This window comes from Paraburkholderia phymatum (genome assembly GCF_038900715.1).
In the GTDB taxonomy this organism is placed as follows: Bacteria; Pseudomonadota; Gammaproteobacteria; order Burkholderiales; family Burkholderiaceae; genus Paraburkholderia; species Paraburkholderia phymatum_A.
In genome coordinates this window covers 367,067-390,225 of the sequence record NZ_JAYMRZ010000003.1, presented here as the reverse complement: position 1 = coordinate 390,225, position 23,159 = coordinate 367,067, and the positions used below count along the sequence as shown (strand labels likewise).

Here is a 23,159-nt window from a genome sequence, read left to right as displayed (position 1 = left end):
CGTCACGAAGCGGACGAAGCGGAACAAGCAGGCGAATCGGCGGCGCAGCGCAACGGACTTATTGAATCGAAGCCAGCGCGTTGCGCACCGTCTGGAAGACGTGGTCGATCTGCGCTTCGTCGATGATCAGCGGCGGCGAGAACGCCAGAATGTCGCCCGTGAAGCGGATCAGCACGCCTGCCTCGAAGCACTTGACGAACGCCTCGTACGCGCGTGCGCCCGGCGCGCCGTCGCGCGGCTCCAGTTCGATGCCCGCGACCATCCCGAGATTGCGGATGTCCTTCACGTGCTTCGCGTCGCGCAGCGCGTGAGCGGCGGCTTCGAACTTCGGCGCCAGCGACGCCGCGCGCTCGAACAGGCCTTCCTTGCGATACAGATCCAGCGTCGCGACGCACGCGGCGGCCGCGAGCGGGTGCGCCGAATACGTGTAGCCGTGGAACAGCTCGATCGCGCCTTGCGCGCCGGCGTTGACGATCGTGTCGTGCACCGTGCGGCTCGCAGCGACCGCGCCCATCGGCACGGCCGCGTTGTTGATCGCCTTGGCCATCGTCAGCAGGTCGGGCTTCACGCCGAAGTATTCGCTCGCCGTCGCCGCGCCCAGACGGCCGAAGCCGGTGATCACCTCGTCGAAGATCAGCAGGATGCCGTGCTTCGTGCAGATGTCGCGCAGCTTCTGCAGATAGCCTTGCGGTGGAATCAGCACGCCCGTCGAGCCCGCGACGGGTTCGACGATGACGGCTGCGATCGTCGACGGATCGTGCAGCGTGACGATGCGCTCGAGTTCATCGGCGAGATGCGCGCCCCACGCGGGCTGGCCCTTCGAGAACGCGTTGTGTTCGAGGTTGTGCGTGTGCGGCAGATGATCGACGGACGGCAGCAGCGCGCCCGAGAACGTCTTGCGGTTCGGCGCGATCCCGCCGACGGAAATGCCGCCGAAGCCTACGCCGTGATAGCCGCGCTCGCGGCCGATCAGACGCGTGCGCTGCGCTTCGCCGCGCGCGCGGTGGTAGGCAAGCGCGATTTTCAGCGCGGTATCCACCGACTCCGAGCCCGAGTTCGTGAAGAAGACGCGGTCGAGCCCTTCGGGCATCAGCTCCGCGACTTTCGACGCCGCTTCGAATGCGAGCGGATGCCCCATCTGGAACGTCGGCGCGAAATCGAGCGTGGCGGCCTGCTTCTGCACGGCGGCGACGATCTCGTCGCGGCTGTGGCCCGCGTTCACGCACCACAGGCCCGCGCATGCGTCGAGCACGTCGCGCCCGTCGGTCGAGCGGTAGTACATCCCTTTCGCCGATTCCAGCAGGCGCGGCGCGGCCTTGAACTGGCGGTTGGCGGTGAACGGCATCCAGAAGCTCGACAGGTCGTCGATGACGGGGCGCGAAGTCATGGGTTTCTCCTCGAATGGGTAGCGAAACTGTAGCGTCCGAGGTTAAATGGCGGACATAAACAGTTGACTCACTGCGCTGCTAACTGTGCTGGCCGAATCGCATCGACTGTGCTGTTATCGGCCGCACGCGACAGCGAGCCGCCGTCCTGCCTTGACCCCGAAGATGATCGAACTCGAACTGGACCGTGACCGCCGTTCCGCGCCGACGCTCGTCGAGCAGGTCGTGCAAGGCTTCGCGCGCGCGATCGACACGCAGGCGCTGCGCGCGGGCGCGCTATTGCCGTCGGTGCGGCAGCTTGCGCAGTCGCACTCACTGAGCACGTTCACGGTGACGGAGGCGTACAACCGGCTCGTATCGATGGGTCTGGTGATCGCGCGGCGCGGCTCCGGCTATCGCGTCGCGCAGCACTCGCGGACAGCGCATGCGAACACCGTCGACTGGCAGCCGCCGAGCCTCACCGCGACGTGGCTGCTGTCCGACGTGTTCGCCGACCATTCCGTGCCGATCAAGGCGGGCGGCGGCTGGCTGCCGAACGAGTGGATCAACGAAACGGGCATGCAGCACGCGTTTCGCGCGATGAGCCGCGTGCCCGCCGCGCGTCTCGGCGACTACGGGCATCCGTATGGCTTCGCGCCGCTGCGCGCGAAGATCGCCGAGCAGATGGACCGGCGCGGCCTGCCCGTTGACATGTCGAACGTGCTGCTCGCCCAAGGCGCGACGCAGGCGCTCGATCTGGTCGTGCGCACGCTGCTGCGGGCGGGCGACGCCGTCGTGGTCGAAGATCCCGGCTACTGCAACCTGCTGCAGATCCTCAAGCTCGCGGGACTCACCGTGATCGGCGTGCCGCGCACGCCGGCGGGCGTCGATACGGACGTGCTCGAAAAGATCGTCGAACAGCATCATCCGAAAGCGATCTTCGTCAACACGACCTTGCAGAACCCGACGGGCGCGACGTATGGGATGGCGTCCGCGTTCCGGCTGCTGCAGATCGCCGAGCGCAACCACATGTGGGTGATCGAGGACGACGTGAGCCGCGAGCTTTGCGCGCCCGGCGCGCCCGTTTTTGCGGCGATGGAAGGCTTGCGGCGGGTGCTGTACATCAGCGGCTTTTCGAAGACCGTGACGCCCGCGCTGCGCTGCGGCTATGTCGTCGCCGAGCGTGACGTGCTGCGCGAACTGGCGCGCACGAAGATGGCGGTGGGGCTGACGTCGTCGGAGGCAATCGAGCGGATCGTCGACAAGGTGCTGCACGAAGGCCGTTACGCGCGCCACGTCGAGCTGGTCAACGACAGGCTGCGTGCCGCGCATGCGAGCGTCGAGGAGCGGCTCGATGCGTTGGGCCTCGACGTGTTCCACCGGCCGCGCGCGGGGCTCTTTTTGTTTGCGCGCCTGCCGATCGAGCCCGAGCGCGCCGGCGAGATCGCGACGGCGGCGCTATCGGACGGAATCTGGCTCGCGCCCGGCTCCTATTTCCGTCCCGACGACGCGCCGAGCGCGTGGTTCCGCTTCAACGTCCCGCATTCCACCGACGACGCGTTGTGGCGCTTCATCGAACGGATCGGCCGCGACGCTGCGGCGTGAGAAACGTGCGAAGGTTTCGCGTCGCGCTTCGATGAAGGGCGCACGCGGCGTCAGGGCCGCGCGAGCGCGTCGATCAGCTCGACGATGTGTTCCGCGCCAACGTTGTCTTCCAGCAGCCCGATAAACACGCGGCTGTACAGCTGGTCCTGCTGGACTTCGGGAAGATCCATGCGGGCGTTTGCAATCGCTTCAGCCGCGCGGTGCGCGGAGCTGACGATTCGTTGTGCGAGTTTCTTTTCCATACCCTGCGCTATCGACAGCCAACTGAAAAGCTTGAGCCGATTTCGTCCAAATTGTGCGTTCGTGCTTCAGCGGAACGAACGCGCGCGTGTAGCGTCTTGGCGTCTTGCCGCCGCCACCGCCGATCCGTTCGCAAAGTCGCGGCGCACCCCGTCGCCCTGCTGATTCCGTATAACGGCAGCGCCGCGCGGAAGTTGATCGGGATTTGCAAATTCTGACGATCGCGCATGCGCGTACCGCGCCAGGCGTTGCATGGCGGGCTCTACGCGCGCGGATCACGCGCCCGGAATCGAACGGGCGGCGAACGCGTAGCCGTTCTTGCCGCTGCGCTTGACTTCGTACATCGCGCTGTCGGCGGCCGCGACGAGCAGACGGTGATCGGCGACGCGATCCGGAAACGTCGCGATGCCGACGCTCGCGCGCACGAGGGCGAGGCCCATCTGCGTATCGGTGTCGCCGACGCAGTTCATCAGACGCGTGGCGATGCCCGCAAGTTCGCTGTCGCTGCCGAAGCCCGACACGAGCGCCGCGAATTCGTCGCCGCCAATTCGCGCGACGAGATCGCCCGGCCGCAGCGACTGGCGAAAGCGCTGAGCGACGGCGATCAGAAAAGCGTCGCCGACGCCGTGGCCCAGCGTGTCGTTGACGTGCTTGAAGCCGTCGAGGTCGATGAAGAGCACCGCGCACTTTCCGGGCGTGCGGTCGGCCGCGAGCTGCTCGAGCCGCGCGAGCAATTGCTGGCGGTTCGGCAGACCCGTCATCGCGTCGTGCTGCGCCGCGTGCTGGAACTGGTGCGTCAGCCCCGCGAGACGCCGATGACGCCGCGCGAACACGACAAGCGCCGCGAGCAACGCGCCCGCCACCACGACCATGAGCACGGCGAGCACGCTGGCGACGCGCAGCGTGCGCGCGCGGACGTCGGCGCTGATGCCGTCGCGGCGGGCGCGCCAATAGTCCTCGGTGGCGGCGAGCGTGCGCTTCATGTCGTCGATGTTGCTCGCCTTTTCGGACAACTGTTGCCGCAGGCTGGGCGCGGGAATCGGACTGGAGGCGATCAGCGCGTCGAGCGCGCCGACGCGCGCGTGCAGTTCGTTCAACGCCTGCGGATAGTCGGCTTGATTCGCGAAGGGCGGTGCATTGGCGGGCGCGATCCGTTTCAGCAGGCTCGCGGCGTTGCGCGCGTTCTCCGTGCGTTCGACGGCTTCGAGCACGAGCGCGGCGTATTGCTGCTGAAAGTGATCGGCGTAGAGCGCCTTGACCTGAATCGCGATATAGACGAGCCCGATCACGAGACACACCAGCGCGGCCATGCCGACCGCGATGGGCTGCGGACGCCAGCGCGGGCGAGGAGGCTGATACGGCGTGATGGTCTCCTCCACGCCGCCCGGTCAGGGATGGGAATACGGATCGAGGTTGTCGTTCCGCTGGTGGCCCCGATGGTAGGCGACCTTGCGGAACATCGCCGTCAGCCGGGAGACAAATGTTTGCTTGGGCTTCGCGCGTTGCGGCGCGTGGCGGCTCGCGACGGCCGCCTGCTTGCCACGGTCGGCGCGTGCAGCGGACCCGGCGAGCGCGGCTTGCGCGGGACGCGCGGCTTGCTGCGAATCGTCGCCGGCATCGGTGGGGTCAGTGGCGTCGGCAGTGTCGGTGGGATCGATTGCATCGTCAGAAGCTTGCGCCAAAGCGAGCGCGCGATTGGCTTCACCGGCCTGATTCGTCTCATTGGCCTGGTTGGCCTCGGCGTAGCGCGGCTGCGATGTCGGCGTTGCGGGAATCACGCGGCCCGTCACGGCGCTGGTCGGCAGCGCGGCGCGCGCGGGGACAGCCGATTCGGCGTCGGGTATGACGGCGACAGCCGCCGACGGCGGCGGGCGTTTCGCCGCCTGCACGGCGTCGCTGTAAGTCTGCTGATCGCGGCTGAACCAGATCACATAAGCGGCCGTGCCCATCACGCCGACGGCAAGGCCCATCGCCGAAATCAGGCAGATCTGCACCCAGTTGTAATGCGGCGCTTGCGGGTCTTCGCTATCATACGGAAAAAAGCTTGTGTCGTGCGGTTGCCGAGGGCCGCTCTCGCGGTCCGGCGAATCATTTGGGTCCATGTGCAACGCCTCCGACCTTTGCGGTCTGCGTTCGTCAATGGCGAATCCGGCGCTGCGTGCCGCGCACGAGCGCCGGGAAATTTGCCTTGCGGATAACCTGCGTCCCGGAGCAATTTGCGAGCCCGATGAACGCCGATGCGCATTGAATGGATCGGTTCGGATGGCGCGGCTCGCGCTCATGACGGCAGGGGTTATGCCGTGGCTATTCTACTGTCAAATCGCGAAGATGACAGTCGCGAAACGGGGACGTGTGAGGCACGCGACAGTCAGGCAAATAACGACACAAAGCTGGAAGAAATTGCACGGTGTCCGCGCGCGGCGAACACCGGCGAACGCCGCGGAGTGCGGCGCGTTACGCGAAAAAGCGCAGCACGATTGGATACAGCGAGGCCACCAGCGCCAGCGCCATGACGACGTTGAACGTGCGCAGATAAGCGGGCTTCGACAGCGCGCGTCGCATGGTCGTGCCGAACGCGGCCCATAGCGAGATGCACGGCAAGCCGATCACGTAGAACAGCACGGCCATCAGCAGTGCGTTCGTGCCGAAGTCGGCGCTCAGATGGATCGTGGTCGCGGCCGTCAGCACCATCATCCACGCTTTGGGATTGACCCACTGGAACGCGATTGCTTCGTGAAAGCGCATCGGCCGGCGCTCGCCTTTCTTCACCTGCATCTCGCCGGAGGTGGCGATCTTCCACGCGAGATACAGCAGATACGCGACGCTCAGCGCTTCGAGCACCGTGTACAGCACCTCGAAGCGTCGGAATGCCTCGCCGAGACCGAAGCCGACCGACAGCATCAGCAGCGCGACACCCGCGCTGATGCCGAGAATATGCGGCAGCGTGCGGCGGAAACCGAAGTTGACGCCCGACGCGAGAAGCATCGTGTTGTTCGGTCCGGGCGTGATGGTCGTGACGAGCGCGAACAGGATGCCGGCGGGCAGGGCGCTCAAGGTTTCGAAGGACATCGGACCGCTCCGCGAGAGTTTCGGTTTGCGACAGTGTAGCGACAGAGGCCGGTACAGTACCTGTACAGATCAGTGGATGATTTCCGGTACGGAAAAGCGTGGGCCGAATCTCCGCAGCAGTCGCTCAATGCTCAGGTCCGGGTACTCACCCACACGCTCACTCACGTAGTGAACGAAGGGGTCGACCACGCAAGGTCGTGGCGCGCGCGGACCGTAACGTGGCGCCTGCACCTCACCCTTGATGTATTTACGAACGGTCTTGTGGTCCATACCCAGTCGAGCGGCGATGGCAGAAATACTCAGCCGTTGCCGGTGCAATTCCAGAATCGTCATAACCTCTCCCAGCTCGACCACCGATACCCCACGACGGATCCGAAGCGGGATATGGTCGTTGATCGAGGGGGCAGCGCCGCTTACGCGGCGCCGCCAGACAGAAAACTGGGGAAAATTACTTCGACCAAAGGGGGAGTATCTATCCGACGCTGACACCGCTATACGGGATGGCCAACGCATTGGGGCGCGCCGACATCGAGGTCGGACGCGGCACGCTGGCGAACTGGATCATCCGGCACGCCGAACTGGACTATCACCGGCTCTGTGGGGCCTTACGCAAGGCGTTGTTGTCGCAGTCGTTGATTCACGGTGACGAAACAACGGTGCAGGTACTCAAGGAGCGTGGCCGTGTCGCGCAAAGCACATCGCATATGTGGGTTTATCGAAGCGCCGAAGACTGCGCGCGGCCAGTCGTGCTGTTCGACTACCAGCCGGGGCGCGGGCAGGAATATCCGCAGGCGTTCCTCGCGGGCTATCAAGGCCTGCTGATGACGGATGTATACCCGATCTTCATAAAAAACAACAAACAGGGAGGTTACGTTTCGCGCGGCAGGCGGGTGGGGCGCGCGGGCGCATGCAGCTACCAATTCCGGCGGGGCTGAAATTTCTCGAAGATTCACTCTGCGCAATGCAGGCCAATGAAAATCCGATAGGAATCGACGTAAAAACTGCCAGATTAAGCGAATCCAATCCTATGTTTTCTTTTTAAATCAAAGGTTTTCCGCGCCGATTTCGTCTCAGCGTGAGACGACGCGTTCCGCAGAGCGCATCGTGGCGGAGGCGCTCGGTGGTTCAGCCTGGCGTCGGCGCGCTGAACCTGAGACGTGGAGATGACGACGGTCAATGGACTGACCGTCAGTGCGTCAACGGAAGAGGAAGGATGACAAGGAAATCGGGCCCTGCGCGAGATGCACAGCGATGAAAACGAGTGCAACGGCCGAAATCGCAGAGGCGACCGCCAAGACGAGTGTGGCAAAAGACTCTGCTTCGATGCTGAATCGGCGTGCGCGAACGAACGTCAGCTTCGCAAAATACGCGCAGTTACTGAAAGGTGATGCTGCGATCGGGCGCGGTGGGAGAGGGGGGAGCCCATTTACAGCCGCCGCTATATCTTTCAGCTGGCGGTGCAATGTTTCCTGCTGATTGGTGGAGAGCGCGCGCCATTCGGTCGTTGCTGACGATGCGATCTGCCGCATCTCGTTCACCGCGGAGGTCGCGATCTCTCGCAGTTCTGTGAGCGATCTCTCATGAAGATCATTCACGTACTTCTCAAGCGCGACGTACCCGTTTATATGTACATCGCGCCCGATAGTCGCGCCGAGTTCTTTGATGTCGGCACGCCACAATCTGACAACCCCTGCAATATCGTCCGCCGATTGCTCGATACTTTTCGCCCTATCGGCAATCGAGGTCTGGATGTGCAGCAACTCATCTCGCGTCGTGTGAAATCCATCGAAAATCGCGAGGTAGTCGAAGGAACTCTTGACCATCTTACGCCTTTACTGTCGAAGGTTTGTTAGCGGAGGAGTGCTTGCTGGCGTCATTCTTGGACTCTTCTGTCGCGGCTGCCCCGCCCTGCTTAATAGTGGAGAAAGCGGGCGCTGGAACCACGGGGCCGATATTCAATGCCTTGAAAAGCAGATCCGAAAACATGATGGTCGGCTTCAAAGATGCCTGAGCCATGCGGTAGGCGGCGGTTTTTGCACGAGCCATCGTCTGGCCCTCACTTACCGTCGCTTTCAGGCGCGCCGTGTAATCCGTGGTGTCTTCGAGCAATTCAGCCCAACTGATGCTGTTGAAAGCCATCTGATCAAAAATCGGCAGGGCGGGCATGTTGCACTCGGGGTTGACTTTGATGCGCGGGTCGAGTCGAGCCGCCGCAAACACGGTCTCGTATTGTTGTTCGATGGTCAGCTCTGGCATGGCAGGTGCCGATTTATTCAGCACGATGCGAAGCCTTTCGGGGTCCATGCCGAGCTTGAAGAACTGTTTGATCGTATCGATCGCGTCCTGTTGAGAGCGCTCCTGGGTATCGGTTACCACGACGACGTAGTCGAAAAACGCGATGCCGTTAGCGAGCGCCAGATTCCTGAGAAAGTTGACGTAGTTCGATGCGCCGAGGTCAGTAACGGTGTTCTTGCCCTCGTCGGAGGCGTGGATCACGTATTCCATATAGGGAAGGTACCGCTCTGCCGTAAAGCGGTTTACCTTTTGGGCGTAACGCGCGCCTGCTGCGTTTTCTGTTTCAATCGTGATTACCTCGTCGCACCCAAACCGCGGTGCGATCAGAATAGACGCGATCGTGCTCTTGCCAACGGTACCCGCCTTGGAAACGACCAAAAGATTTGCCATGTTCTGCCCTCTGAAAGGAATAAGAAAAAAGTCCAGCTCTACTGCCCGTTGCGCACATTCTTTCGCGCTGCGAGGAAGTCGGGAGTGTTGAAGTCGACGGACCTGAACAGGTCATTGAATGGGTTGGCCCCTACGTCAGGCCGCTCCGGCATTGTTGTCGCGACCGAAGGTGCTTGGGAGATTTCTGTCGAATGATATGGTGCGTCGGTAGCTGTTTTTTGCGGGAAAGCATGGCGTGCAGCGTCGTTTCTCGAGTTCGATGGCGTCGCGGAGTCGGTGGGCCCAGCGTGCACCTTGCCGTTTGGTGTGTCGTTCATTGATGTCCTGTCACTGCTCGCTTTGCGCGAGGCTCCGCCAACAACGGCGTCGTGATCCGAAGTTGCGTGTGTTGCGCTTGGGGAAGTCCTGCCATCCGTTCGCTCTGTCGGCGCTGTCGCTCGATCGGCATCGTCAAGGGTGCTGTCCTCTGCAGTGACAACGTGGCGGCGCGGGCTCACATCTGTGGCGATGGATTGAGAGCGCTCGTCTGCGCGCGGATCATCCCGCCGTCCCTTGCGTGCAGTTGACGGTTTGGAGGCGCGGTATTGATTGGGGTGCCGCTCGAAATATTTGTTGACGGCTCGTCCAGAAGTTTCAACGTTGTTGAGTCGCAGGAAATCCGCGATTCCTTGATAGCTCACGCCTTGTGCCCGCAACTGACGGATCTCAGCATCGAAGGCGTTGATTTTCGTACGTCGAGGACGATGGGCGGACCGTAGGAATTCGTCAACATTCATTTGGTGGTCTTCTGTCTTGACTGTCTGTACCGCGGTTTTAGGAACGCAGGCAGAAGTTTGCCTTATCTCCAGGGGCATCCCACGATGAAAAAACCGTCATTTAGCGCTACATTCGGCATAGCGACGTAAATCTTTCCCCGGCAAGGTACATCCGGTATTCATATACGCCTCAAAAGGGACTACACGCCCGACAACAGGAACGGAGTGGGCCCACGGCGGGAACGTATATGGTTCGCGACGGGGACGTAACTGGTCCAAAAGGAACGTAGGCCCAAAACCGGAAGCAGTTGGAATCTTGTCGGCCCCAAATTGGTACCTTAACGGACCGTCGCTGGAACCATAGTGGCCCATAGCTGGAACCTTGATGGCCCCGAGGTGGAACTATATTGGCCCGTTGCTAAAATCTTATTAGCCGCAGGCTGGAACCTAATTGCCGCAACAGGAACCTAGGTAAGCAGCACAGATATCACCATCGACTCAGGGCTCGGCAAATACAGCGCCTTAAAGTTGCAAAGCTCTAGATTTTCGAGGGCGAAGAAGTCTCCGCTTGCAAGCGTCGTGGACATGTGATTTACTGCTGTCCATCAGATTCATCCGGCCGCCGATGCGGCAGTAGCAAAGCCTCGTACTCGCACTAGGCGCCCGCCGTACATATCCCACGCGGAACCATCCGCGCAAACTTGTAGCACGACGCCCTAGAGGCGTCTTTTTTTACCCAACAGCGAATCCCCAGCAGTTCCACACAGAGTCAGGGCGCAAATCCTTGACGAGCGCGGCCGAGAGGGATGTTTTACTCCACCGTTGACTGACATACGCGCTGGGGAAAACACGGCGGATTCGCGGCAAATCGTAGGCGTAATCGTCCTATTGCGGACGAACTATTCACTGGTCGCGCAAGCGTCGGGGTGAGTGGGGTCGCCTTGCCCGCCGGTCATGGCAGGGAACATCAACTCTTGGCGGTACGTGTGTTATCGCATAAACCGTCCTCATCGCGAGGAACGGAAGCACACAGGCGTGGCTCCCCTTCAAAGGGCCGGCGCCTGGCTATTACGCCAGGTAACCTCGTGACCGTAAGGGCGAGGCTTGAGCGGAGTTTTGAGAGGTCAGGCTACCGCCGGAATGCACATTTTTACGACCATGCGACCTTGTCACAAGCGATATGGGAAGTGGCTTCCTTCCAGACGCGCAGACGCGGCGCGCCGAACTCTGACCGATTGCGAGACCGGGTAAGAGGAACGAGCTTCGACGCATAGATTCGCGGCGCGCACAGCTGCGAAACCGGCACTCTGACTTCGAACGAAGCACAGGGCGGTTTTTCACGTTGTGGTGGGAGATGAGTATTGGGACGATATAAGCTGCGGCAAGGTAAACGTGCAACGGTTGCAGTAGCGAGCACACCGGATGAGGATGCGGAAAGCTGGCGTAGCCGGGTTAGGGCGATTGTCGACGCAAACATCAATAAGCGCGTCAATGGTCAGGTAGCTTCGCTCCGCACGAGAGAGCACAACCGCAATGTCATCAAGTGTGCGTTCGAGACGTGGCACAGCAAGCTCAACCACAAGGTGAAAGTCCCGCAAAACCTCACCGACCGGCATATTCAGGTGCTCGTTCAGTATTGGTACGAGGAGGGCAAAGCGGCGTCCACGATGCGTAACGACCTTTCCGTGCTCCGGAAATTCTTTGGGTGGATGGGGAAGAAGGGCGTTGTGCGTCCGCTTGAAGAATATTTGCCTGATGCACCAGCGGAGCGCATCAAGATCCGCAACCTGAAAAAGAGAGGGAATAAGTCGAAGTCGTGGAGTGCGAGCGGCATTGACGTCGAGCAGAAGCTCCAGGAAGCGTTCGCCATCGACGAGCGTTTCGGCATCATCGTTGCGATGCAGCTGGCGTTCGGCTTTCGGCGTAAGGAGACAATCTGCATTCGCCCCTGGGTGAATGATCTCCGGGAGATCGGGGAGAACTCCTTCTTCATGCACGAGCGTGACGGCACGAAGGGTGGCCGAAAGCGGCACATCAAGCTCCAGTTCGCCTTTCAGGTGTGGATCCTCGATTACGCGAAAGCCCGCACGGCTAAGCGGGCGACGCTCGGATGGCTGACCTGCCCCCTGCAAACAGGCCAGCCGGAGTCTAGCAAGGTTCGTTTCTCGTTAGAATTTCCTAATACATATACTAATTTAGCATAACGTATGAGAGTCGGTTCAAGATGCGGGATGCACCGGAAGACCTCGCAGAAGTGCAGATGCCAGGGGAGACGCGCGAGCGACGATTTACTGCCCGCGCCTCTGCCGACTCGAAAGGGCCGCTCGTTTCTGGTCGATGAGCCTGCGTTGACTACCCATGAGGTTCTTGCACCGCCGGCGCGACGATCTTGTCTGCCTCTGAACTCGATAGGCCGTAGGCATCAAGGAAAGGCAAGGACTTGCTTCGGGCGTGTTTGCAACCTCTGTCAGGGCCCAACGGGGAACAGCGTGCGTGCCGCTGCTTCGACGTCGTCCGGGCGGATTTCCGCGATCTGCTCGCGCAGCGCGCGCACAGCGGCCGAATCGAGCGACTTTTGCACGACAGCGTCTGCGTCAGCGATTGCCCGACCCGACAGAGCCATCGCGAGCGTGTCCAGCGTCGCCGGCAGGACCCGGAAGTTGTTGCCAGCCAGCGCGGTCAGCTTCTTCGTCGCGTACCGTTGCATGTCCGCCGACGATGGCACGTCGAAGACAATCTTTTCCTCGAAACGACCACCGCGTACCGCCGCCGGATCGATCCGGTCAAAGTGGTTCGTCGCGGCCACGTAGATGATATCGCGCACGCGGCCGCCGCCACCGTCGAGCGTCGTGAGCAGCTTGTTCGTGATCGTGCCGTGGGCGGAGACGCGACGATCGCAGAGGATATCGTCAGCTTCATCCAGAAACACCACGACCGGACGAATGTCCTTTGCTTCTCGAACCAGCTTGTCCCACGAGGCCGGGTCCGACAGGATCTCGGCCCCCGTTGTCTTGAGGAACGCACACTCGCTCGCCTTGGCCAGTGCCATTGCCGCAGCCGTCTTGCCGGTGCCCGGCGGGCCCATGAACACCAGGCCTGCCGGAACCCGGCCACCGATCTTTTCGAGGCTCGCGATGTTCTTCATCTTGAACGCCAGATCTTTCAGGGCGTCACGCGACTGCAACGGCATGATGATGTCGTCGATCGCCAGCACCTTTTCCGGCAGCTTGCCCTTGCGACCAACCATCTGGCGCATCGCGAGCATGCCGTCGTCGAACGACACCTTGCCCTGGCCGATCTGACCGTCGCGCCGCATGGTCTTGAGCTCTGCACCAACCTTCGCCAGCCGGCTCGCGCTGAAACCTTCCCAACGATCGGCAAGGCTTGCGACCACGTTGCCGTCCACCGCTGCGAAACCCATTGCATCACCGATCGACTTACGCAGAATCGCCTCACGCGCTTCGAGGTCCGGTGAGGGCACTTCAATCTTGTAGTCGAAGCGACCTTCACGAAGGCTCGCGGCGTCAAGCTTCTCGAGATAATTAGTGGCCGCAACCAGCACCACACGCGAACCACGCAGCGACACCACTTCGGTCAGGATCACGTTCGTCAGGTCCTGGTCCATCGAGTGAGCCGATCGGCTGTCACGCGACTTCACGAACGAGTCGAACTCGTCGATGAAGAATACACACACACCAGCACGCCGGGCCCGGTCAAACGCAGCCTTGACCTTCATCGGCGTCTCGTTGATCCATGGCGACGCAACATCGCCGTACGCGATCGAAAAGAACGGAATGCCCAACTCGCCAGCAAGCGCCTCCGAAAACAGCGTCTTGCCGTTGCCGGGTTCCCCAAAGAGGATTACGCCATTGCGCTCCGACGCCACGCCGCCAATGATCTCCTGCGCCGCGCCAAGCAGGCGACGTTTGGTATCCGCCATGCCGACAATGTGGTTGAACGTAAAGCGCGCGGCCTGCACCTTGTGATCGTAGTCGTATGCCGGTGCCTTCGGCTGTTCCTGACGCGGAGCCTGGCCTTGCGCGGTCGCCGTAGCGGTCGCAACCTGCGGCGACGTCGGGTAACCTGTGCCGACCCGCTGCATCTTCCGGTGCTGGTAGACCATGCCAAGAAACGCGAGGCCGCAGATGATCGTGCCGTACATGCTGTACTGGTTGAACGCGAACATCAGGCGCAGCAAGCCGAGGCTGAGCACACCGAATGCAACCTGCGTCCAGATCCAGCTATCGCGCCGGCGCGCCCAGATCGCCCACGCCGCAACCAGCGTGATCGCCAGCAGTGACTGGCTCGTCTGCGTGCTCATGTGATAGCCGTTCACGTCGAACGAATGAGCCAGCGTCACAGCGAGCAGAACCGCCGGAACCCAGAAGAAGACATCGAAGAAATAGCGGAAAATTTCGCGCATTGCGCACCTCGGGACTTTTTTTATTTCAGGCTGCGATCTACGCGACCTCAGTGGTTCGTTCGCAGGCTCAAAACCATGCTCTCACGCGTTTCGCAGAACACAAGTCGGCTTCGGATTCGACGCAGCGTTGGCTGTTTGGGAACAGCGGTTATGTATGGGGTGACTGCCCGCTGCGCTCCACGAAGGCAGGCAGCCACGGTGCCCATCTGATCCTGTCCTGACCGAAGGTCGTACGACGTTTCGGCACCTTTTCCCGTCGCCGGACAAGTGTGGCCCCTGAGAATTGAGAATGTCGGGGGCTATGCCGGTCAGCCATGCCTTCACTTCAACAACGCCGTACATGGCGTTGAGGCTAAAGCTGACGGATTACGCACGGTCGAGAGATCGTTGTCCCCGCAAGGAGGGCAGGTCAGGCTGGCTGCGCCTGTGCGGAGGAGGGGCGCCGCCGACTGCATTTCAGTTCGCGGATTGCGACGCGGCGCCTGCCAACGCCGACATGTAGGCTCAGCAGCCAGACAGAAGTGCGGAACGGGCTGTGAGCCAGATGTCGGCATTGGTCGATGTGGAAAGCATCAATAAGGTGATGGATGCAGCATGCGTCACCACACGCGACTTCGCGCGAAAACTTATGAAAAGACCATGGACGGAACTGGTCGTGGCAACGTCGTAGTCGGCTAGCGGAACAAGGGCACGATGTGTTCTTCTATCATCTCGTAAATGTCCTCGCGGATAAGGTGGGCAAGCTCATGACGCCCGTAGATATCCGCAGTAACAAAGAGACTGGCGAACGCAATGGCGCACACCTTGACGAGTGCAATTACGCCGAGGGCCATGCCCTGTGCCAACGCTGGACAGATTTCCTCAAGTCTCGATAGTCCCAGGACCACCCCCAGGCCAGACGTGCAAGCCATGAATGGTGGCGCGAAGAATAGGAGGAGGCCGACGCCATTCCAGAACCGTCTGACGGAGCGAGGAAGCCATGCATGGTCTGGGTGGACGAAGACGAACAGTGATCTGGAATGCTGATCGTTGTGCATTGGGTACTCCGTTGGGGCAGTAGAAGAGGAAACGCCTCCCGGCGGCTGCGGCGCCGGAACAGACATAGAATCACGTGCTTGCGGCGCAAACGCTGCTCCTCTATCGTCGCGGGACGAGCGGAAATCGGCTCGCGCACAGTCTCAACCGCGGGCACCGACGTGGACGGCGAATGCGTCGGCGCACAGTGATTCGCCGGCGTCGACGCTCTTGTCGGGGGGCGCAGCGGGACCGGTAGATCGAGCGTCGCAGGCTCGCGGAAAGCCGCCGATGCCATGCCTCCATCACTTCGGGCGGAATACATGTATCGACATAGCCGGTAATGCCAGAATCGGTGACGAGCTTGATGACCTCCCGGCCATTTTCTAGCGTAAAGCAACTGGATTTCATTTCAGACTCCGTGAATTTTTCTGCGGTTCACTTACGCCAGGAGCGCATTACCCACTTTGCAAAGCCGATGACCGGCATGAAGTACTCAAGGAGGAGTTCCCTGCATTCGTTGACGAACACGCGCCACAGGTTTCTGTTGTCTTGATGGATCATGAAATTGTCGGTGATGTAGGTTGTGGATGTCCGCTTGCCAACGACGCGCAGAAGAGGTGACTGGCTCTCTATATGCGTTTCGGCGCAGAGACAGCTCAGGATCGCATGAGATCTAGCAGATGCAAGTTCCTGATCGTCACAACCTGCATCACGTTTCAAAAGGGAGATGGCGGCCACGCTGATGCTTCTTCGCCAGCATCAGTGAGGCGGAAATCAGCTCCGCCTGGTTTTGGCGAACTCAACGTCGGCCATTCCGGCTACGGGCAATTGCCTGTTATCGAAATGAGCGACCTTGTCGACCTGACAGTCACGTTGTGACGGACCTGGTTCGTATTGATGTGTTCGCGAAGACACAATTTGTGAAAACGGTCGTTTCGGGAATCGAGTTCGATACGGGGCGACGAAGACCTGTTCGCACCCTTCTCCGAAATCCACGTGGCTTCACGTCGCTCCGGGAAAACCAGAAGGTGTCGTCCTCAGTCAAGCAGGGCCCGAAGGGCAAGCAGGCTGCGAGTATCCAGCCGCAATAAGCGCTGCACGCGGTGACGGCTAAACAAATGGCCTGGCGGCCATTTGTTTTTCGAGCACACCCAGGCACCGGCTGCTTGCGCGTTCGTTGCGGAGGGGGCAGTTGCAAAGATGGTCGGGACAGCAGGCGGGGGCGCGCCTAGTGGACGTCGTGCCCATACGCAATGTCAAGTTCACAGGCGAGCTGCGCGAGACGTTTGTCCAGGGTCCAGAGAGACGCACCGGGCGTCATCAGGGTTGAGGCGAGCAAAGTAAGGTCGCTGCTGCCGCAACCCCGACCGTACAATCGCCTTGCTTCGATCAACTCCATCACCTCGGCCCATGTCGGATGCGTCGCATGTTGCAGCAGGCCGATGTCGTGAAGTGTCCGTGCACGAGGTGCGGGCGGAGTGCCGCAGGCGAGTTCAACAAGCACGACTGGATGCGTGAGCGCCCGATCGCTGGTGATCAGCTGAACAAGCCTCGAATTGGTGCGACGGAAATGGTCAACCCAAACAGACGTATCGATGAGCACGCTCATTGAGCGGCAGGCTCCGATCGGCGTCGCGGGGTGTCTGGCATACCGGGCTCGGTGCCACCCAAGGCAGCCAGGCGCTTGCCAGCCTGGACGCGAACAAAGGTCAGCATCGCCACCCTGAACAGGTCAGATTTATCCATGTCGGGGTCGGCAAGTTCCAGCGCGCGCTCGTAGAGGGTATCGTCGATCGTTACAGTGGTTCGCATTTCGACTCCGTTTTGATGTCGAGTTGCATCAATTTTAGCATCAAAAATGATTCCACACCTACGTATCGTTGATGAAATGCGCTCCTGCGACTGGCTGTGCGTCAGTCGGTGGAAGTAGCGAGGTCCCAAGGCAGCAGCGCTTCGTAATCGTCGGCGCTGTCTGCGAGCGGGAGTGCCTTGAACAGCGCGACGAGATAGCCATACGGTTCGACGCTGTTGCCTTGCGGTTTCGATCAGTGAATACAGGTTGGCTGGCGCATTCGCGCCGGCGACTGTGTCGTCGAAGAGCCGGTTTTTCGCCCGACAGCAAGTTCGCTCGGGCAAGAAGTTCGAGTCCATTACCGTTGGCATCCCTTGTATGGGCGTCGAGTCAAGGTACGAGACGTCGAAGAGCGAAACGGCGGTCGCGTGGTGCACGTCGAGGTCAGCACCGGCGTAGTGAGGGATGAGTCTCCGGTTCGACACCGCGAGCTTCAGGGAATGAGCGGGCACAGCGCGCATGGCCAATCACACACTTGCGAAGCTGCTGCTCCAGACCGCAGGCGTCGCCATCGGCAAGGAGTCTGACGATGACGAACGCTGACCGCCTGCCAGCGCCTCTGCTCCAGCGCAAAGCAATAATTTATGTCTGACAGTCGACGCAGGTTCAGGTTCAGATGAACATTGAGAGCAATACGGCCGCCGCCCTCTCACTGAAGATAAACGGTCGATTGATGGGCGCCGCCTTGCTGCATTGCAACAGCAGTAACGAAAGCCCGCAACGGACTCTGCGGCCTTGGCTAAGGTGCGGATCAGTGACCCGGCCCCGGGCACTACAGGCGATCTTTGTATTTGCAGCGGAGCGTTGCGACGGGGCCAAGTTATGAAAATCCAAATGTTGATTAACATTTTTATTGAATTTAGGCGCTCGAGAAATCACCGTCATTTCCAAAATCTCAGTAGGTTTGGCGTAGAAGGCGGAAAATCCCGTTTGGCGTGTCGTCCAGTCTCATTTGAGTTGGCGTCGAGCCGATCTGGAGTAAGCAAAATCGCGTTTGTAATCTCAGTTATCCTGTCGGCTTGAGAGAAGACGCTCCAGCCGCGCCCCTTTCCAAACGCCTGCAACCGTGCGCACACGCACACACCCTGTCGATGCAAACGCGCATGCTTGCCAACACCCGGCGCCGCTTCGTGTGCCGCTGTTGTTCGCGAGGCATCGATGAAGCACACGGATCGCATGGGAGCAGATCGCGAAGCCCAACGGCAGGTCGTTGCGCTGCATCGTTCGCCGCGACGCCGGCAGGCTCGTGATGGTGTGGCCTCTCGTTACGTATCGCCGCTGGCTCTTGTGGACCTATCTGATTCCGCTCAGCCCCGAATCGGCGGGCTACTCGCGCGTGCTCGTCGAAGACGGCGCACACACGGCGGCGCGGGTCGAAGGCGCGTGGCGTGTCGCGCGCACGCGCTGCGGCGCCGATTTCATCCACATGCCCTATGTTCCCGAAGAGACGGCGCTCGGCGGGCTTATCGCGAACGCGCATCGTCCCGTGATACGCGAGCGCGTCGAGGCGTACATCGCGCGGCTCGGCACGGAAAGCCGCCGCTACGACTGGCAAGGCTTTTGCGATTCGCTCGGCACGCTGCACAAGAAGAAGCCGGGCAAGGCGGCGCAGCGCATGTCGAAGGCGGGCAAAGTCGATGTGCTGCTCGTCGATTCGTTCGATACAGAGCGAATCGCCGAGTCCGTCGATGCGATGCTCGACTGGAAGCGTAGCTGGGGCTCGCGCGTGAACAAGCGCGGCCATTGGCTCGACTCGGCGCATTACCGCAATTTTCTGGTCGCCTGGCTGACCTCGGACGCAACGACAACGACAACGACAACGGCAACGCCGAGGGCAACCCCAGCATCAACGCCCGCGCGACTCCTCGTCGTTACGCTCGACGGCCGACCCGTCGCCGTCAACATCTTCTGCACGGATACGCGCGGCGTGTCGGGCATCATCTCCGGCTTCGATCCCGACTGCGCGAAGTGGTCGCCGGGGCTTATCGGGCTTGAGCATGTCGCCAGGTGGGCATTCGAGCGCCAACTGGATTTCGACTTCGGCACGGGCTCCGAGCACTTCAAGGCATTCTGGTCGCGCGGCAACCGGTCGTATTGCTGGACGGTGCAGAGCGTCAATTCATGGCGGGGACGCGTGGCGCTCGACGTCCGCCGCATTCCGCGCGCGTTCCTCGCGACTGTCCGCGCGCTCGCGCGCCGCAATCCCGAGCCGCCGCGCGTCGACGATGCCCCGGCTTCCCGTCTCGCGACGCTCAGCCAGTACGCGCGGACAGACAACCCGATGCGCTGACCGCATCGCGCGGCGGCCGTCGCCGCTCACCAGGCCGCTGACAAGCAGTCGTTATCCGTTGCGCGCGAGATGCGTCCTGAACGTGTCGATCAGCGCGCGCACTTTCGGCGGCGTGTGCTGCGTCGGCGGAAAGACGGCCTGAATGCCGGCGGGCTCCGTCGACCAATCCGGCAACAGACGCACGAGCCGTCCTGCGGCGACATCTGCAGCAATCGAAAAATCCGTCAGCAGGCCGATGCCGCCGCCCGCGAGCGTCGCGGCGCGCGCGGCTTCGGCCGTATTGACGAGAAACGCGTTCTCGCAGCGCACGCTTTGAGCACTCCCATCCGTATGGCGCAAATCGAGCGTCTGCGGACGCGGCAACACGGTGAGCGCGACAAACGGCAACGCGGGCAGTTCGTCGGGCGTGCGCGGCTCGCCCCATGCTTCGATGAACTGCGGGCTCGCCACGACCCACTTCTCGAAAGTGCCCAGCTTCACTGCGCGATAGTTGGAGTCGGCGAGCCGTCCGAGACGAATCGCGACGTCGATGCCATCCGCGATCAGATCGACGAAATGATCGCTGCACAGCAGTTCGATATCGAGTTGCGGATGCGCGCGGCGCAGCTCGACCAGCACGGGCGCGACGGCGAGCGTGCCGTAGTCGATCGGCGAGCTGACGCGCAGTGTGCCGCGCACGGGCGCTTCTTCGCCGCCGATTTCGGCGAGCGCATCTTCGGCGGTGCGCAGGATCTTCACACTCGCGTCGTAGAACGCGCGCCCCGCCTCGGTGACGCCGAGCCGCCGCGTCGTGCGCGCAAGCAGGCTCGCGCCGACTTCCGCTTCCAGCCGCTGCATGTGCGTGCTGACCATCGTCTTTGCGAGCCCGAGGCGCGCGGCGGCCGCCGTCAGCGAGCCCGCCTCGACGACGGCGACGAAGACGGCCAGCCGGTTCAGGTTGACGTCGCGCACGTCGGCCATGATCGATTGTCCACTTTCGAAGGATTATGTTTTCAAGGTTATCAGTCTTTTGCGCGTGGCAGGCGCGCGCTAACCTGATGCTGTCGTTTCACTCTCTATCCACTGTCCATCGCGACCGAACCCGGAGCCTTCGATGCCCGCTGCCAAGCCCGCCCAGCCGATCCGCCTCTACACGACCCTGCTGTCGGGTCACGGGCATCGTGTGAAGCTGTTCCTGACTCTGCTCGACCTGCCGTTCGAAGTGATCGAACTCGACATGCGCGCGGGCGACAACCGCAAGCCCGAGTATCTGGCGCTCAACCCGTTCGGTCAGGTGCCGACGATTCAGGACGGCGACGTGACGCTGTTCGATTCGAACGCGATCCTCGTGTATCTGGCGAAGCGCTATGGCGACGCATCGTGGCTGCCCGACGATCCGCGCCGAGCGGCTGCCGTGCAGCGCTGGCTGTCGCTGACGGCGGGACAGATCGCGTATGGTCCGTGCGCGGCGCGTCTCGTCACGGTGTTCGGCGCGCCGCTCGATCACGAAACGGCGAAGGGCATTGCGGCGAGGCTGTTCGACGTGATCGGCCGCGAACTGGCGACGAAGCCGTTCGCCGCGGGCGAGCACGTGACGATTGCCGATATCGCCGCGCACACGTACATCGCGCATGCGCCGGAAGGCGGCGTGTCGCTCGATCCGTATCCGCACATCCGTGCGTGGCTGCGCCGCGTCGAGGCGCTGCCGCGTTTCGTCGCGATGCCGGTTACGAAGGCGGGGTTGCTTGCCGCGTGATGTTTCCGCGGCCCGTCTGATTCGCGTCGCGGTTACGGACTTTACGTACTGCATCTCGGGAGCCGCATCATGTCCGATTTCATTCCTCTGAACGGCTGGGGCATCGAAGCCTCGCCGTTTCATGCCAACGAACTGGCCGCGCAGCGGCTCGCAGGCGTGGACAGCCAGGCGGACTCCTCGGGACGTCGCGGCATTCGCCGCTACATGCCGGATCAGCATCGCGAGTTTTACGCGCAGCAGCCGTTCATGATCTTCGGCGGCGTCGATGCGAGCGGGCAGCCGTGGGCAACCGTGCGCGTCGGCGAGCCGGGCTTCGCGTCGTCGCCGGATGCGCGCACGCTGCGCATCGACGGCGGCGCATTGCCTGGCGATCCGCTCGGCGGACGCTGGCAGACGGGCGCGCTGATCGGCGGGCTCGGCATTCAGCCGCATACGCGGCGGCGCAACCGGATCAACGGCGTGGTGACGGCTGTCGATGGCGGCACTGTCACGCTCGAAGTGAGCCAGAGCTTCGGCAATTGCGCGAAATACATCCAGGGGCGCAAGCCGACGTTCATCGAACGCGCTGCGAATGCGGCACACGCGCCGCAAGAGATCGCGACGCAACTGAACGACGCGGACCGCGCGTTGCTGTCGCGCGCCGACACGTTCTATATCGCGAGCGCAAACACAGCCGACGATGCGGGTTTCGCGCGCGGCGTCGACGTCTCGCATCGCGGCGGCGCGCCGGGCTTCGTGCGCATCGACGATGCGTCTACGCTGACTACGCCTGATTTCAGCGGCAACAAGTTCTTCAACACGATCGGCAATCTGCTGCACGATCCGCGCGCGGGGCTGCTCTTCATCGACTTCGCGACGGGCGATCTGCTGTATCTTGCCGTGCTCGCCGAAATCGTCTGGCAAGGGCCCGAGCTGACCGCGTTCGACGGCGCGGAGCGGCTCGTGCGATTTCATGTGCAAGAGGTGCGGCGCAGCAAGGGCGTGTTGCCGTTTCGCTGGTCCGACGTCGAATACGCGCCGCAATTCGCAGACGTTGTTCGCAAGCAGGCGGCATCGCCGTGGCACAAGCTGAAGGTTGCGGCTGTCGTCGAAGAAACGCCGTCGATTCGCTCGTTCTATTTCGAATCGACGGACGGTGCGCCGTTGGCTGCGTATCAGCCAGGACAGTACTTGCCGATCCGCATCCCCGCCGATGCTCACGACGCGCCGTTGACGCGCACCTACACGCTCTCCGATGCGCACGATCCGCGCCGTTACCGGATCAGCGTGAAGCGCGAGGGCGTGGCGTCGAACTGGTTGCACGATCATCTCGCGGCGGGCATGGAAATCGAAGCGATGACGCCGCGCGGCGTGTTCGTCTACGACGCGGCCAGCCCGCGCCCGGCCGTGTTCATTTCCGCCGGCATCGGCATCACGCCGATGATCGCGATGCTGCATCACGACCTGCAAGCGCGCGCCAGCGATGCAGCGCACGCGAAGCCCGTGTTCTTGTTTCACGGCGCGCGCAGCGATCGCGAGCGTCCGTTCAGCGCGCATCTGAAGGAGATCGCGGCGCGCAATCCGTCCGTGTCGATGCATCTGTTCGACAGCGCTGCGCGCGCGCCCGCTGATGGCGTGACGCGAGGCCGCGTGAGCATCGCCGAACTGAAGCGCGCGCTGCCTTTCGATGACTACGACTTCTATCTTTGCGGCCCCGAGCAGTTCATGCGCGACCTGTACGAAGGGCTGCGCGCATTGAATGTCGCTGACGAACGCATTCGCTTCGAAGCGTTCGGACCCGCGAGCGTGAAGCACGCGCCTGCTGCCGCTCAAACGGCGGAGCATGTTGCAACGGAAGAAGAAAAGGGTGGCGCGCAGGTGACGTTCGCGCGTTCGCAACGGACGATCCAATGGCTGCCGAAGCACGGCAGCCTGCTCGAATTCGCGGAAAAGAACGGCATCGAAGCGCAGTCGAACTGCCGCTCGGGCATGTGCGGCACGTGCTCGACGAAGGTGTTGTCAGGTGAGTTCGCTTATGACGGCGCGGTGGAAGCCGAAGTCGAGAACGGCTGCGCGCTGATCTGCATGGCGCATCCCGTCGTCGATGGAGAGCGCGCGAGCCTGACGCTCGATCTTTGAATTGTT

At 61.9% G+C, this 23,159-nt stretch carries 20 protein-coding genes and 4 pseudogenes; 8 read left to right on the top strand and 16 right to left on the bottom strand.

What is annotated here, in order from left to right; all coding sequences use genetic code 11:
• Positions 1-58: 58 nt before the first annotated feature.
• On the bottom strand, positions 59-1,387 hold the full coding sequence (locus VSR68_RS08030) for an aspartate aminotransferase family protein (protein ID WP_342939305.1): 1,329 nt from the start codon (positions 1,385-1,387) through the stop codon (positions 59-61).
• 163 nt (positions 1,388-1,550) lie between these two features.
• Between VSR68_RS08030 and VSR68_RS08025 the strand changes: the two genes are divergently transcribed.
• The gene (locus VSR68_RS08025; protein WP_342939436.1) at positions 1,551-2,969 is read left to right on the top strand and encodes a PLP-dependent aminotransferase family protein; all 1,419 of its coding nucleotides are present in this window, start codon (positions 1,551-1,553) and stop codon (positions 2,967-2,969) included.
• 50 nt (positions 2,970-3,019) lie between these two features.
• On the opposite strand, the gene VSR68_RS08020 is transcribed toward VSR68_RS08025, so the two are convergent.
• The 5 genes and pseudogenes from VSR68_RS08020 to VSR68_RS08000 all read right to left on the bottom strand — a co-directional run.
• Positions 3,020-3,211, bottom strand: a complete 192-nt coding sequence (locus VSR68_RS08020) for a hypothetical protein (protein ID WP_152758257.1) — start codon at positions 3,209-3,211, stop codon at positions 3,020-3,022.
• Between the two features lie 273 nt (positions 3,212-3,484).
• Positions 3,485-4,588 carry a diguanylate cyclase domain-containing protein gene (locus VSR68_RS08015; RefSeq protein WP_342939304.1) on the bottom strand — a complete coding sequence of 368 codons (1,104 nt, stop codon included), beginning with the start codon at positions 4,586-4,588 and terminating at the stop codon, positions 3,485-3,487.
• Positions 4,589-4,597: 9 nt separating this feature from the next.
• Positions 4,598-5,311 (bottom strand): hypothetical protein, encoded by a 714-nt coding sequence (locus tag VSR68_RS08010; protein WP_342939303.1) that lies wholly within the window; start codon positions 5,309-5,311, stop codon positions 4,598-4,600.
• A 352-nt stretch (positions 5,312-5,663) separates the two neighbouring features.
• The gene (locus VSR68_RS08005; protein WP_342939302.1) at positions 5,664-6,278 is read right to left on the bottom strand and encodes a LysE family translocator; all 615 of its coding nucleotides are present in this window, start codon (positions 6,276-6,278) and stop codon (positions 5,664-5,666) included.
• Between the two features lie 111 nt (positions 6,279-6,389).
• A pseudogene (locus tag VSR68_RS08000) lies at positions 6,390-6,611 on the bottom strand (helix-turn-helix domain-containing protein); the annotation flags it as partial.
• 155 nt (positions 6,612-6,766) lie between these two features.
• Between VSR68_RS08000 and VSR68_RS07995 the strand changes: the two are divergent.
• Positions 6,767-7,115, top strand: a pseudogene (locus tag VSR68_RS07995) (IS66 family transposase); the annotation flags it as partial.
• Positions 7,116-7,474: 359 nt separating this feature from the next.
• Here the strand turns inward: VSR68_RS07995 and VSR68_RS07990 are convergent.
• Genes VSR68_RS07990 through VSR68_RS07980 form a run of 3 tightly spaced genes read right to left on the bottom strand, consistent with a single transcriptional unit; the run spans position 7,475 to position 9,739 of the window.
• Entirely contained in the window at positions 7,475-8,101 is a 627-nt protein-coding gene (locus VSR68_RS07990) for a hypothetical protein (RefSeq protein ID WP_342939301.1), read from the bottom strand.
• Position 8,102: 1 nt separating this feature from the next.
• Entirely contained in the window at positions 8,103-8,963 is an 861-nt protein-coding gene (locus tag VSR68_RS07985) for a hypothetical protein (protein WP_342939300.1), read from the bottom strand.
• Between the two features lie 38 nt (positions 8,964-9,001).
• Positions 9,002-9,739 carry a hypothetical protein gene (locus VSR68_RS07980; RefSeq protein ID WP_342939299.1) on the bottom strand — a complete coding sequence of 246 codons (738 nt, stop codon included), beginning with the start codon at positions 9,737-9,739 and terminating at the stop codon, positions 9,002-9,004.
• A 1,340-nt stretch (positions 9,740-11,079) separates the two neighbouring features.
• Here VSR68_RS07980 and VSR68_RS07975 point away from each other — a divergent pair.
• The gene (locus VSR68_RS07975) at positions 11,080-11,922 is read left to right on the top strand and encodes a phage integrase N-terminal domain-containing protein (RefSeq protein ID WP_342939298.1); all 843 of its coding nucleotides are present in this window, start codon (positions 11,080-11,082) and stop codon (positions 11,920-11,922) included.
• A gap of 263 nt (positions 11,923-12,185) precedes the next feature.
• On the opposite strand, the gene VSR68_RS07970 is transcribed toward VSR68_RS07975, so the two are convergent.
• Positions 12,186-13,697 carry an AAA family ATPase gene (locus VSR68_RS07970; protein WP_342939297.1) on the bottom strand — a complete coding sequence of 504 codons (1,512 nt, stop codon included), beginning with the start codon at positions 13,695-13,697 and terminating at the stop codon, positions 12,186-12,188.
• 166 nt (positions 13,698-13,863) lie between these two features.
• Between VSR68_RS07970 and VSR68_RS07965 the strand changes: the two genes are divergently transcribed.
• A complete protein-coding gene (locus VSR68_RS07965; RefSeq protein WP_342939296.1) occupies positions 13,864-14,043 on the top strand; it encodes a hypothetical protein in 180 nt (59 codons plus the stop codon).
• Between the two features lie 772 nt (positions 14,044-14,815).
• Here the strand turns inward: VSR68_RS07965 and VSR68_RS07960 are convergent.
• On the bottom strand, positions 14,816-15,178 hold the full coding sequence (locus VSR68_RS07960) for a hypothetical protein (protein WP_342939295.1): 363 nt from the start codon (positions 15,176-15,178) through the stop codon (positions 14,816-14,818).
• Positions 15,179-15,593: 415 nt separating this feature from the next.
• Positions 15,594-15,896 carry a hypothetical protein gene (locus VSR68_RS07955; RefSeq protein ID WP_342939294.1) on the bottom strand — a complete coding sequence of 101 codons (303 nt, stop codon included), beginning with the start codon at positions 15,894-15,896 and terminating at the stop codon, positions 15,594-15,596.
• Positions 15,897-16,109: 213 nt separating this feature from the next.
• Here VSR68_RS07955 and VSR68_RS07950 point away from each other — a divergent pair.
• Positions 16,110-16,249, top strand: a pseudogene (locus tag VSR68_RS07950) (cold-shock protein).
• A 137-nt stretch (positions 16,250-16,386) separates the two neighbouring features.
• Here VSR68_RS07950 and VSR68_RS07945 read toward each other — a convergent pair.
• The 3 genes and pseudogenes from VSR68_RS07945 to VSR68_RS07935 form a co-directional block, all read right to left on the bottom strand.
• On the bottom strand, positions 16,387-16,767 hold the full coding sequence (locus VSR68_RS07945; protein ID WP_342939293.1) for a type II toxin-antitoxin system VapC family toxin: 381 nt from the start codon (positions 16,765-16,767) through the stop codon (positions 16,387-16,389).
• Positions 16,764-16,970, bottom strand: coding sequence for a type II toxin-antitoxin system VapB family antitoxin (locus tag VSR68_RS07940; protein ID WP_342939292.1), 207 nt, complete (start codon positions 16,968-16,970; stop codon positions 16,764-16,766). Before VSR68_RS07940 ends, VSR68_RS07945 begins: the two co-directional genes overlap by 4 nt.
• A gap of 101 nt (positions 16,971-17,071) precedes the next feature.
• Positions 17,072-17,267, bottom strand: a pseudogene (locus tag VSR68_RS07935) (transposase domain-containing protein); the annotation flags it as partial.
• Positions 17,268-18,259: 992 nt separating this feature from the next.
• Between VSR68_RS07935 and VSR68_RS07930 the strand changes: the two are divergent.
• Positions 18,260-19,300 (top strand): GNAT family N-acetyltransferase, encoded by a 1,041-nt coding sequence (locus VSR68_RS07930; RefSeq protein WP_342939291.1) that lies wholly within the window; start codon positions 18,260-18,262, stop codon positions 19,298-19,300.
• Positions 19,301-19,351: 51 nt separating this feature from the next.
• Here the strand turns inward: VSR68_RS07930 and VSR68_RS07925 are convergent, their stop codons facing one another.
• Positions 19,352-20,260 (bottom strand): LysR family transcriptional regulator, encoded by a 909-nt coding sequence (locus VSR68_RS07925; protein ID WP_342939290.1) that lies wholly within the window; start codon positions 20,258-20,260, stop codon positions 19,352-19,354.
• 133 nt (positions 20,261-20,393) lie between these two features.
• Between VSR68_RS07925 and VSR68_RS07920 the strand changes: the two genes are divergently transcribed.
• Both VSR68_RS07920 and VSR68_RS07915 read left to right on the top strand, forming a co-directional pair.
• Positions 20,394-21,035, top strand: coding sequence for a glutathione S-transferase (locus VSR68_RS07920; RefSeq protein ID WP_342939289.1), 642 nt, complete (start codon positions 20,394-20,396; stop codon positions 21,033-21,035).
• A gap of 69 nt (positions 21,036-21,104) precedes the next feature.
• Positions 21,105-23,153: a pyridoxamine 5'-phosphate oxidase family protein gene (locus tag VSR68_RS07915; RefSeq protein WP_342939288.1), complete on the top strand. Its 2,049-nt coding sequence runs from the start codon at positions 21,105-21,107 to the stop codon at positions 23,151-23,153.
• The last annotated feature ends 6 nt before the right edge of the window (positions 23,154-23,159 follow it).